Annotated in this window: 11 protein-coding genes; 3 read left to right on the forward strand and 8 right to left on the reverse strand. The window is 55.1% G+C overall.

Annotated elements, in window-relative coordinates; all coding sequences use genetic code 11:
- Positions 1-63: 63 nt before the first annotated feature.
- From W822_RS45215 to clpS, 6 genes are all read right to left on the reverse strand, one after another.
- Positions 64-1,215, reverse strand: a complete 1,152-nt coding sequence (locus W822_RS45215; RefSeq protein ID WP_024007447.1) for an ABC transporter substrate-binding protein — start codon at positions 1,213-1,215, stop codon at positions 64-66.
- Positions 1,216-1,319: 104 nt separating this feature from the next.
- Complete coding sequence (locus tag W822_RS45220) at positions 1,320-1,976, reverse strand: PqiC family protein (RefSeq protein WP_024007448.1); 657 nt, start codon at positions 1,974-1,976, stop codon at positions 1,320-1,322.
- Complete coding sequence (locus W822_RS45225) at positions 1,973-3,820, reverse strand: PqiB family protein (RefSeq protein WP_024007449.1); 1,848 nt, start codon at positions 3,818-3,820, stop codon at positions 1,973-1,975. Before W822_RS45225 ends, W822_RS45220 begins: the two co-directional genes overlap by 4 nt.
- A 91-nt stretch (positions 3,821-3,911) precedes the next feature.
- Positions 3,912-5,150 carry a paraquat-inducible protein A gene (locus W822_RS45230; protein WP_172642834.1) on the reverse strand — a complete coding sequence of 413 codons (1,239 nt, stop codon included), beginning with the start codon at positions 5,148-5,150 and terminating at the stop codon, positions 3,912-3,914.
- 41 nt (positions 5,151-5,191) lie between these two features.
- Positions 5,192-7,492: an ATP-dependent Clp protease ATP-binding subunit ClpA gene (clpA, locus tag W822_RS45235; RefSeq protein ID WP_024007451.1), complete on the reverse strand. Its 2,301-nt coding sequence runs from the start codon at positions 7,490-7,492 to the stop codon at positions 5,192-5,194.
- A gap of 46 nt (positions 7,493-7,538) precedes the next feature.
- Positions 7,539-7,847, reverse strand: coding sequence for an ATP-dependent Clp protease adapter ClpS (clpS, locus tag W822_RS45240; RefSeq protein ID WP_024007452.1), 309 nt, complete (start codon positions 7,845-7,847; stop codon positions 7,539-7,541).
- Positions 7,848-8,104: 257 nt separating this feature from the next.
- On the opposite strand from clpS, the gene W822_RS45245 reads away from it, so the two are divergent.
- Genes W822_RS45245 through W822_RS45255 form a run of 3 tightly spaced genes read left to right on the forward strand, consistent with a single transcriptional unit; the run spans position 8,105 to position 9,263 of the window.
- A complete protein-coding gene (locus tag W822_RS45245; RefSeq protein ID WP_024007453.1) occupies positions 8,105-8,353 on the forward strand; it encodes a cold-shock protein in 249 nt (82 codons plus the stop codon).
- A 57-nt stretch (positions 8,354-8,410) separates the two neighbouring features.
- Complete coding sequence (locus tag W822_RS46255) at positions 8,411-8,896, forward strand: DUF192 domain-containing protein (RefSeq protein WP_024007454.1); 486 nt, start codon at positions 8,411-8,413, stop codon at positions 8,894-8,896.
- Between the two features lie 10 nt (positions 8,897-8,906).
- Positions 8,907-9,263, forward strand: coding sequence for a hypothetical protein (locus W822_RS45255; protein ID WP_024007455.1), 357 nt, complete (start codon positions 8,907-8,909; stop codon positions 9,261-9,263).
- Positions 9,264-9,437: 174 nt separating this feature from the next.
- On the opposite strand, the gene W822_RS45260 is transcribed toward W822_RS45255, so the two are convergent.
- Positions 9,438-10,013 (reverse strand): superoxide dismutase, encoded by a 576-nt coding sequence (locus W822_RS45260; protein ID WP_024007456.1) that lies wholly within the window; start codon positions 10,011-10,013, stop codon positions 9,438-9,440.
- 50 nt (positions 10,014-10,063) lie between these two features.
- Positions 10,064-11,398 (reverse strand): exodeoxyribonuclease VII large subunit, encoded by a 1,335-nt coding sequence (xseA, locus tag W822_RS0124235; RefSeq protein ID WP_031243824.1) that lies wholly within the window; start codon positions 11,396-11,398, stop codon positions 10,064-10,066.
- Positions 11,399-11,904: the final 506 nt, after the last annotated feature.

Consider the following 11,904-nt stretch of genomic DNA (forward strand, 5'->3'; position numbering starts at 1 on the left):
TGGCCCTTAGCCGTTATAAACTTTCACGCCGTTCTGGCGCCTGATCAATATCGCCCGGAAAGACTACTGATCAGTGGCGTACTGGAAGTGTCCATCCTTGATCGTTCCCATGACTCGTGCCCGTTCGTCAAAACCCTGGTGGTCTTTGGCGGTAATATTGAGCACCCCATTGGGAACGACCAGTTCCCGGGTCGACTCGATAGCATCGCGCAAGGCACTGCGAAATTGCGGTGTACCCGGTTTGATGTTTTTCTTCAGGACCTCGCCCACGGCTTTGTCCATGAGCATATACGCGCCCCAGGCATCACCGGCGAACTGCGTCGCCGAATTGGGCCCGTACTTGCTTTCATATTTTTCCGTGAAATCGAGGGCCACTTTCCTGACCGGATTTGCTTCCGGCAGACCCTTGGCCACGACTCCCGGCCCTGTCGGGAACAATGTCCCTTCGACATCCTTGCCGCCTACCTGCAAAAATTCCAGCGTGCCGATGCCGTGCGTCTGATAGATTAGACCTTTGTAGCCGCGCTGTTTGAGCGTTTTGCCGGGCAACACCGCCGGCGTGCCGGAACCGGCAATCAGGATGGCGTCGGGTTTGGCTGCCATCAGTTTCAGCACCTGTCCAGTTACCGATGAATCGGTACGCTGATATGATTCGCGGGCAACCACATCAATTTTACCGGCAGCCAGTTCTGAAAATTCCTTCCACCAGTTTTCACCATAGGAATCGGAAAAGCCGATAAAGGCCACTTTCTTGAAGCCTTTTTTGACCATATCCCGGACCAGAACATCGGCCATCAGGCTGTCGTTCTGGGGCATTTTGAACGCCCAGCGGCGACCCGGATCATCAGGCGGAGTCACGATAGCGGCATTGGCGGCCAGGGCGATCATCGGCGTCTGTGTCTCTTTGAGTACATCCAGAATGGCCAGTGCAGCCGCCGTCGTGTTGGGGCCGACCAGAATGTCGATATTGTCTTCCGAAGTCAGCTTGCGGGCATTGCGCACCGATTTGCTGACGTCGGTGCCGTCATCCAAAACAATATAGCGGGCAGGCTCACCGCCCAGTGTTTTGGGCCACAAATCAATCGCGTTGCGCGACTGGATGCCAATGGCCGCAGCCGGGCCGGTGCTCGACAGATTAATGCCGACCGTCACCTCGGCAAACGCCAGCGGCGACAGGGACAACGCAAGCACGCCGACAAGCATGTTATTGATCATTTTCATAATAAACCTCAGGAAAAAAACGGGACGCCTTCAGGCGTCCGTTATCTCGACAACCCGCGATCCGTCAGATCGGGGAAAACGCATGCAATGGTCGCATTCTACCCCGAATGGCACCCCAGCGACTGTACCTGTGCCACGTTGCCTGCCTGAACCTGGGTGTGGCCGTCAATCGCACCGGCAATCACATCCGACAGCAGGGAGATGGCCTGAGACTGACTTTTCACCAGTGCATCAACACCGCCGGCGGCCGGCACCTGGATCCGTGTCTGGCATACCCTGGCAGAACGCGAACCCATACGCACCGGATTCACGCGCCAGGTCGCATCGAGGACCGCGGCCTTATTCAGGATCATATCGAAGCGGTGAAACGTCGTCTGCACCAGCCACACCGGCAGCTTTTGTTCGTTACCGGTAATGCCCTGAATATTGATGGCGCCAAGCCGACTGACCAGATTGGCCGACAGCGTTTTCTGGATTTCGTCCTGCAGCGACCCGGCCCAACGCGAGCCATTGAGCGGTACGACCGCTGAAGAGTCGCCCGACTGTCGAATCATCAATTGCGCCTTATCAACGGCATCAGGCACCGTGACGTCATGGACATTAATGCCGAACCGGGCCGCGCCCTGCACGGTCGGGTTGTCGCTGGCGGCCAGCGTGTAATACTGCGTCGGCGCAGAGGCGCAGGCGCCGAGCACGGCAGTCAGCGCAACCAGCGTCAGCGGTCGCAAGGCGGCAGACAGGGAACTCTTCATCATTCACTTTCCTTGAAAGGGATATTGTCTTTCGAACGGCCTCTGATCAGCGAACTGGGTTCGGCCTGCAGATAATCGCCCAGACTGCGGATCGACTTGGCGGCGCGCGACAGCTCCTTGATCATGCCATTGAGCTGCAACATGACGGGACTGTCATCATTAACGACCCCGCGCACGCTGCCCATGGTCTTGTTGACCCCATCCAGCGATTTGCCGGCCTTGCGTACCGTCGATGTCAGCTCGGGCACCATCGTCGTGTCGAGCGTGCGAGCCAGTTTGGAGATACTCTGCAGGGCGTCATCAAGCGAATGCCCGATCGAATCAATCGGCAGATTCTTCAGTTTCTCGACAATCACGTTCAACTGCTGCTGTAACTCATCGAAGCTGCCCGGCACCGTAGCGACTTCCACCGGCGATTTACTCAGATCAGGAGCAGGCGGTTTTTTGGCGATTTCCGGGAAATAATCCAGGGCCACATACAGCTGGCCGGTAAAGATATTGGCAAAACGCAGCTGTGCCTGGATGCCGCTGCTGACAAACTCTTTCAGCGCCAGATCGTGCACGGGCTCGCCTTTGTCATCGAATCGCTGGGCATCCGGAATCGCGGCCCCCAGGCGGTTTTCGTAGATAACGCCGTCGACAATCACTGTAGTCTTGCGCGTAGCGATATCAAATTCCATTGAAATATCCTTGACTTCGCCCAGCAGGATACCCTTGAAATCAATAGCCGAACCCGTCTGCAGTCCCCGGACCGATTTGTCAAACTTCATGCGGATCGGAAAGGCCAGGCCATCCGGCTTGGCCAGCGCCTTTTCTTCCGAGGGATTCAGTACAAACGTTGCGCCATCGGCTGCCGGTTTGACGGCCTCTTTCGCCTCTTCTTCGGCAGGCAATTGGCCAAACGCAATACCACCGGCCAGGACAGATACCAGCGACTGTGTTTTCAAATTCAGGCCGCCCGCATTCAGCGAGAGGTCTACGCCGCTGGCATTCCAGAAACGGCTATTTTCGGTAACGAAGCGGTCATAGGGCGCATCAATGAATATCTGAACTTCGACGCCCTTGCCTTCTTTGCTCAGCGTATAGTTGATAACCTGTCCCACCTGCAGGCGCCGGTACAGGACGGGGGAACCCAGATCCAGCGAGTTAAGGCTGGGCGCAGTAATCGTAAAGCGCTTGCCCGGCCGGCCGCTGATCAGTTCGGGCGGTTTTTCCAGTCCGACAAAATCATTGCGGGGTTCCGCCTTAGTCTGTTTAGTATCATCGATGTCCACGCCAATATAGGCCCCCGACACCAGCGTGCCCAGACCGGAGACGCCGCTGACCCCCAGCCGGGGTTTGACGACCCAGAACCGGGCGCCTTCGCGCAAAAGAAAATCGACGCCGTCGGTAAAGGATATCGTTACCTGTACCGAGTTGTGGTCCTCGGTCAGATCGATATCCGAGACAACGCCAACCACCACATCCTTATAGCGAACCTGAGTTTTGTCCACTTCCAGGCCTTCGGCCGTTTTGAAGGTTACGGTGGCGACCGGCCCCTGCTGCATATAGTCGCGAACCAGCAAAGACAAGCCGATGATGGCCGCAATCAACGGCACCAGCCAGATCCAGGATATATTTTTGTTTTTTTTCTGGCTCACGACCGGCTGTTTGGCAATAACCGGATTGGGCTGATTGGTCCCGCCGGGTCGCTCATCGCCTTGCTTGCCCTGATTGCCCTGCTGTGCAGACGCGTCCTGCGCTGCTGCGCCGGTTGTATTATCGGCGGCGGTCGCCGGTGTGTCCGCCGGTTTGTTTGCCGGCGGCTGCGAAGACGAATCCGACGGGGGCAGATCTTTTTCAGACATAAGATGCTCCTGCCAACTGCTGAATCAGTAAACTATGCATTCTATTTAATAAACGGTAACCCGTTCCTGTATTTTTTCTGGAATCAAAGCACTAAGTAAAGGTAGGCGCCGTGGCCGCCGGCTGGTAATCCGGCAATTCGATATCGTCATCGACCTCATCCCAGCCCTTGCGTATATCGAAATTCATGGTCGCAAACATGGTCACAACCACGACCATGCCGAAGGCGGCTGCGCCCACGTCAGGCCTGACCGTCATCAGGGGGCCGAAATTGACCAGCGATGTCAGCAGAATCACGACAAACACATCCAGCATTGACCATTGTCCGATCAGTTCGACCGTCTGATACATACGCGTGTAATGCATCATGGTATCACGCCGCCCTTTTGCAGGACGTCCAAGCAAAATGGCCAGAATGACAATTTTTGTAAGCGGCACCACAAAACTGGCAATAAACACAATCAGCGCCAGGTCCCAGGAGCCCATGTTCCACAGTTCCAGAATACCGCCCAGAATGGTGTGAGATGAGGTTCCCCCCAGCACCGTCGTGTTGATCATGACCGGGTATAGATTGGCCGGAAGATACAGAATAATGGCTGTCAGCAAAATGGCCAGGGTACGGGTTTTGTGCGCTGGCTTGCGGTAGTGGACGCGAGTATGGCAGCGCTGGCAATGGCCTTCGTCAGCCGTGCTCATGGTAATTTGTCCGCACACCTCGCAGTCCAGCGGATGATGCTGCGGTTCAATGGAAACCGGCATGCTCTGAACCGCGCCATCCTGTTCGGCCAGCAACCACACTCTTTCAGAATTCAGCTTGCTCAGGCCGGTCAGCAGGAAGGTGAGCGCTGCGTACGCCCACAGGCCCGCGCCGGGTGTAAGCGAAGCCATATCGGCCAGTTTGACGATGGCGACCAGCGCTCCCAGCATAAAGACCGGCACCATCGCCCAGGGGCGCACATAGTGCAGCCAGCGGCTTAACAGATTCAGGCCCGGCGCCACTCTGCCCTGGCGCGAAAAGGCCAACAGCCACGCCAGGATCAGAATATCCAGCAACGGCATCAGGAATCCGGTGGCAAAACACATGATGGCCACGCTCGGATATCCGGCCCGCCACGTGGCCGCTACCGCATCCAGAAAGGTCGAACTGCTTTTGAGCCCGACCGCCGTGATGGTGCCCACAGGCATGAAATTGGCAATGGTAAACGCGATCAGGGAGGTCAGGACAATCGCCAGCCAGGCCGTGCTGTTCAGGACGCCCTGGGACCAGAGCACGGTACCGCAACGCACGCACGAAGCGCGCTGCCCGGAGGCCAGCGCGCTTCTTTCATGCATTTGCCCACAATGATGACAGGCGATGTACGTACCTGTCATGATCAGGAAACCAGTGCTTCTTCCTCAGAATCCTTTTTTTCTTTCGGATCCGACTCATTGAAGGTAAGCGTCACTTCGTCCTTGTCGTCAATATCGACATACACCGATCCCCCACTGGCCAGGCGGCCAAACAGCAATTCATCGGCCAGGGCACGGCGAATCACATCCTGGATCAGGCGTTGCATCGGCCGCGCGCCCATGACCGGATCAAAGCCTTTTTTGGCCAGATGCTGGCGCAAGGCATCGGTAAACGTCGCTTCTACGCGCTTGGCCTGCAGCTGATGCTCCAGCTCGATCAGGAATTTGTCGACCACCCGCATGATAATGTCCTGCGACAATGCGTCGAACGGAATAATGGCATCCAGGCGGTTGCGGAACTCGGGCGAGAACATGCGCTTGATTTCAGCCATCTCGTCGCCGCTCTGGCGACTGTCTGCAAAGCCAATCGAGCGGCGATTGAGCAATTCTGCACCGGCATTGGTCGTCATGATAATGACGACATTTCTGAAATCAGATTTGCGGCCGTTATTGTCGGTAAGGACACCATGATCCATCACCTGCAGCAGAATATTGAAGATGTCCGGATGCGCTTTTTCGATTTCGTCCAAAAGCAGTACGCTGTGCGGTTGCTTGTTGACAGCCTCGGTCAGCAGCCCGCCCTGGTCAAAACCGACGTATCCCGGAGGCGCACCGATCAGACGCGAAACGGCGTGGCGCTCCATGTACTCGGACATGTCGAAACGAATCAGTTCAACGCCCAGAATAAATGCCAGTTGCTTGGCGACTTCGGTCTTGCCCACGCCGGTCGGGCCGGAGAACAGGAACGAACCTATCGGTTTGTCAGGCTTGCCCAGGCCGGAGCGTGACATTTTGATGGCCGAAGCCAGCGCGGTAATAGCCGCATCCTGACCGAACACGACCGTTTTCAGGTCGCGATCCAGCGTAGCCAGCTTGTTACGGTCGTCACTGCTGACCGACTGCGGCGGAATCCGGGCCATTTTCGAGACCACGTTTTCAATGTCGGATTTGCCGATAACTTTTTTCTGCCGCGACTTGGGCAACAGGCGCTGCGCCGCGCCGCTTTCATCCAGAACGTCGATCGCCTTGTCGGGCAGATGACGATCATTGATGTGCTTGGCCGACAGCTCGGCCGCCGCAGTAATGGCTGCTGCCGAATAGCGAACGTGATGGTGCTCTTCAAATTTGGATTTGAGGCCACGCAAAATAAGAATCGTCTGCTCGACCGTAGGCTCGCTCACGTCGATTTTCTGGAAACGACGAGACAGGGCATGATCTTTCTCGAAAATGCCGCGATATTCTTTGTAGGTGGTCGCGCCCATGCAACGCAGCGCACCGGAAGACAGCGCTGGCTTAAGCAGATTGGATGCGTCCATGGTCCCGCCCGAAGCCGAACCGGCGCCGATCAGGGTATGAATTTCGTCGATGAACAAAACCGCGTCCGGCTGGCTTGCCAGTTGCTTGAGCACCGCTTTCAGGCGCTGCTCGAAGTCGCCACGATACTTGGTGCCGGCCAGCAATGATCCCATATCCAGCGCATAAACCCGCGCCTTGGACAAAATTTCAGGAACATTGCCGCTCATAATGCGCAGGGCCAGCCCTTCAGCGATGGCTGTCTTGCCCACTCCGGCTTCACCCACCAGCAGCGGATTGTTCTTGCGGCGACGGCACAAAATTTGCACCACGCGCTCTATTTCACTGTCCCGCCCGATCAGGGGGTCGATCTTGCCGGCCTTGGCCTGCGCATTCAGATCGGACGCATACAGCGCCAGGGGCGACTTGTTTTCCTCGGGCTCGCCCGGCTGGGCGTCGGACGGCGCAGCACTCTCGTCGGGCGCGGGCGCCGCAGACTTGGTAATGCCATGTGAAATATAGTTGACCACATCCAGGCGGGTAATGTTTTGTTCCTGCAAATAGAAGACGGCGTGCGAATCCTTTTCGCTGAAAATAGCCACCAGCACATTGGCACCGGTTGCGGGGCTCTTGGCGTTGCCGTTGGAGGAAACATGCATGATGGCGCGCTGGATGACGCGCTGAAAGCCCAGGGTCGGCTGCGTGTCTACTTCATCGCTTCCGCCGACAATGGGTGTATTGGTATCGATAAAAGCACGCAGCTTGCTGCGCAACTGCTCAATATCCGCGTCACACGCGGTCAGTACCTCGCGGGCGGCGGCATTATCCAGCAATACCAGCAGCAGGTGTTCGACGGTAATAAATTCATGGCGGGCGGTACGCGCATCCACAAATGCCATATGAAGCGTCACTTCGAGTTCTTGAGAAATCACAATTTCCTCCGTCTAAACAACTGCCCTGGAAATAATGCCAGGACTATTACAAATCCACGGGTTCCATCACACACTGCAAGGGGTGCTGATGGGAACGCGCATACTGCCCAACCATGGCTACTTTGGTCGCGGCGATGTCTCTGGTATAGACCCCGCAAACACCTTTGCCATCATGATGTACTTTTAACATGATCACGGTCGCTTCTTCTTCGGATTTCGAAAAAATTTTCTGCAAAACCGACACCACAAAATCCATGGGGGTGTAATCATCGTTGAGCAACAACACCTGATACATGGGCGGAGGCGCCAATTTTGCCTTTTGCGCTTCAGTGACAATGCCTGACTGCTGAGCCATACCAAACCTGCTGAAGAAAGTATCTATATTGATACTGTATACGATATTTCAAGTAGTGTTGTTTATGAACCCCGAAATTATCGGTAATTTCCACTATTGACTCACATAATTTTAATCTGCATCATTTCCTTATACTGAAAAATAGTATCCACAAATTGATTTCCGTACTTCAATTTCTATTTCAGTATCTTTTCGGCAACGACGCGGCATCGGTCGAGCGCCATTAGTCGGTAACATCTTGAGCAGAGGCTGTAAGTATGTCAGAAACAACAGAGACACCCGTTCCGGAAGAAAGCGGTAATAAACAGACCGGAACAGTGAAATGGTTCAACGATGCCAAAGGGTTCGGTTTCATTACCCCCGATGGCGGTGGAGAAGACCTTTTTGCCCACTTTTCATCCATCCAGATGAATGGTTTCAAAACACTTAAAGAAGGCCAGCGCGTCACGTTTGAGATTGCCCAGGGTCCAAAAGGCCAACAGGCACTCAATATTATGGCAGCATAATCTGTATTTTTTCAGAGTATGCCCATACCCCTGTCCGCAGCAAGGTTCTTGCGATTAGTGTTTTTAGCGGGCTGCACCATTCTGGCAGGCTTTTTGCCTGCCTCGCAGAGTGCTGCGGCCCGCGTTTCCGCATCACCCGCCGCGCCCGCGTCTGTGCGCATTAACCATCACCCCATTACAATTGAAATCGCCGACACGGATTCGCTGCGCGCCGAGGGTCTTATGCACCGCCCGGCGCTGCCTCCGGATCACGGGATGCTTTTTGTCTTTCCCGACAATCAGCCGCGCTGTTTCTGGATGAAAAACACCCTGATTCCCCTGTCGATCGCCTTTATCGACGCACAACGCCGCATCGTTGCGCTGGACGAGATGCAGCCGTTGAGCGAAGAAACCCACTGTTCGGGCAGCGCTGCCCGATACGCACTGGAAATGAACAAAGACTGGTTCCATAGCCGCGGGGTGCGCGTCGGTGATATCATCGAGGCTGTTCAACCGCCCGCCCTGCCCGTCGCACGGGACGAGGGCTCGGCTACTTTACAGTAAAAGGTCATCAATGAAAGCAATCTGGTACGCCCTGTTGGGCAGCAGCATGGGCTTACTCGCAGGATGCGCGGGCATTACCCTGCCTGAATATCAAAAACCCGCAATCGATCGCACCTCTGACGTTCAACCCAAACTGCTGGCCAAATGTATTTTGGAGGGCTGGAAAGGCCCCTATCCCGCCGCCAATCTGACCATGTCTGACGCGGATCATTATTTTGGCGCGATTCCCGGGCCCGATAAACCCAAAGCCAAGATCAGCGTTGCCCCCAAAAGCATGGACAGCAATTCCGGCACACGGGTTACCCTGCGCGTAGCCGAAGGCACCTCACCCGATATCGTCACGATTGTCGAGCAGTGCATGCGTTAAGAGCGCACTGGCTGCCGCCGACATGCTGCGGCAAACAGATCAAACGAGGCGACCAGTCAACAATGCATCGCGATCACATACCCAAAAAAAACACCGCCGGCAATATTTCACCGGCGGTGTTTTTGTTCAGACCGGTCTGATGTGAATCAGATCGACGTGCTTAAAGCGGAACAATCAGCCCAGGTTTTTGTTGGCAAAATCCCAGTTCGCCAGTTTCCAGAATGATTCCAGATATTTGGGGCGCGCATTACGATAGTCGATGTAATAAGCGTGCTCCCAGACATCACAGGTCAGCAGAGGCACGTCATCGGTCGTCAGTGGTGTTTTGGCATTGCTTGTGTTGACGATATCCAGCGAACCGTCGGCTTTCTTTACCAGCCAGGTCCAGCCTGAGCCGAAATTGCCGGCTGCCGATTTATTGAATTCTTCCTTGAATTTATCAACATTACCCCATTTTTTGTTGATACCTTCGAGCACGGCGCCTGATGGCTCGCTTCCGCCTGGAGTCAGAGAGTTCCAGTAGAACGTGTGGTTCCAGATCTGGGCGGCCTGGTTGAACATCACGCCTTCGGATTTTTTAACGGTATCTTCCAGACTGGCATTTTCAAATTCGGTACCGGGAATCAGCTCATTGAGCTTGTCAACGTAAGCTTTATGATGTTTGCCATAATGGTACTCAAGCGTTTCCTTGGAAATGGTCGGTGCAAGCGCATCCATTTCATAAGGAAGTGGAGGTAGACTGTGTGCCATGTAGATCTCCTTGTAAAAGTAAAAAAGGTACCCTGATGATACCTTAAATTCTAGGTACGATTTGCAATGACCCTGACTGGCTGCGTACCTTTCTCCAGTTCGAGCTTCAGGGTCTGACCTTCATGCAGAAGCGCGGGATCACGCTGCACGTGTCCGGCGTCGTCATAGACAATGGCATACCCGCGGCCGAGCACCGCGCGCGGGTTGATGGTTTCAAATTGAGTGAGCACGCGTTCAAAGCGGCGCCCGTTCTGGCTCATGCAGCGATCCGCCGCGCGCTCGAGTCGCGCCAGCAGCGCCCCCACGCGGTTGCGCGCCAGCGTGATATTGGGTGCGGCATGTCCGAGTTTTTGATTCAGCATATCGATGCGATTACGTTTACGCTCGATTGTGGCTCGTACCAGTCCTTCCAGCTGGCGCGCCGCATGCTCGATACGCGCGCGATCGGCACGCATTTTTTGCGCCGGCGAAACCAGCCGGCCCGACAGGCGATCCAGTTTCAGGCTCAGGTGTTCCAGCATGCGCTGCTGATGGCGGGACAGCCGGTCCGTGAAGCCCGCAATCTCGTTCAGCATATCGCGTCGTGGCCGGCACGCCAATTCTGCCGCCGCAGTCGGCGTTGGTGCGCGCAGGTCTGCGACAAAGTCAGCTATCGTAAAGTCGGTTTCGTGGCCCACGCCGGACACAATCGGAATCCGGCTGGCGGCGATCAGGCGGGCAAGCGATTCGTCATTGAAACTCCAGAGGTCTTCCATGCTGCCGCCGCCGCGCACCAGCAGCAGTACGTCCACCTCATTGCGCATTTGCGCCTGGGCCAGCGCACTCATGATTTCACTTGCAGCATCCCGGCCCTGTACGGCCGTCGGGTACACAATGATCCCGACATGCGGTGCGCGTCGGGTCAGGGCCGTCAATACATCATGCAGGGCCGCAGCGCCCAGCGAGGTGATGACGCCAATGCGCCGGACAAAAACCGGCAGCGGCCGCTTGCGCGAGTCATCCAGCAAGCCTTCTTCCTGCAAACGGGCGCGAATGGCCAGGAACTGTTCATACAGATTCCCCTGCCCGGCACAGCGCAGCGATTCGACCTGCAATTGATAGTCGCCACGAGGCTCATACAGGGTCACGCGCGCTCGAACATCAATCCGCTCGCCGGAAGCAGGCACAAAATCCAGCAACGCCGTCTTGCCACGGAACATGACCGCTCGCACCGATGCGCGTTCGTCCTTTAAGGTGAAGTACCAATGGCCCGAAGCGGCACGCACAAAATTGGAAATTTCCCCCGTTACCCAGAGCACAGGCACCCCTTCTTCCAGCAATCGTCCAACGCGCCGATTCAATTGGCCGACCGATAACATTTTTTCGCTTGACATTGCGTCGTTCATTTCCCGATTTTCCAAATTTGAAACTCCAAACTGTCCACAAAATTTAAAAATCAAGCGCCTGGGCATTTTTTCGGCGTTTTACAATGGCTTCCTGATTCAATTTATTAGGATTATTCGATAACTCATTGATTTAAAATAAAATAAAATATTTCAATTAAATTGCACAATGATTAAGCAAACAAACCGGACACTTGTGTAGATACGCCATTACAGCATCTTATTAACAGAATTATCCACAGAAAATGTGAGTAGTTACATTTGTCCACTTTCGGCTCGTTGTCAGGATCAAATTGATGCATTGCAGGATCATTTCACTTCATGAACAAGTCGGCAAAAAAAGCCCAAATCGGTGGCCCGAATCTCCGACAAAAGTATCTTCTGTTAAGCGCGTTTATCCTTCCGTTCAATCGACACGACAGTTTGATGCGATAATGCGCAAAGACAGATTCGGCGCCGACATTCCTCGACAATGCCAAGTTCAGCCTGCTGTCCTTCCGCCTTTCCCT

This window comes from Advenella kashmirensis W13003, from assembly GCF_000506985.1.
Lineage (GTDB): Bacteria > Pseudomonadota > Gammaproteobacteria > Burkholderiales > Burkholderiaceae_B > Advenella > Advenella kashmirensis_A.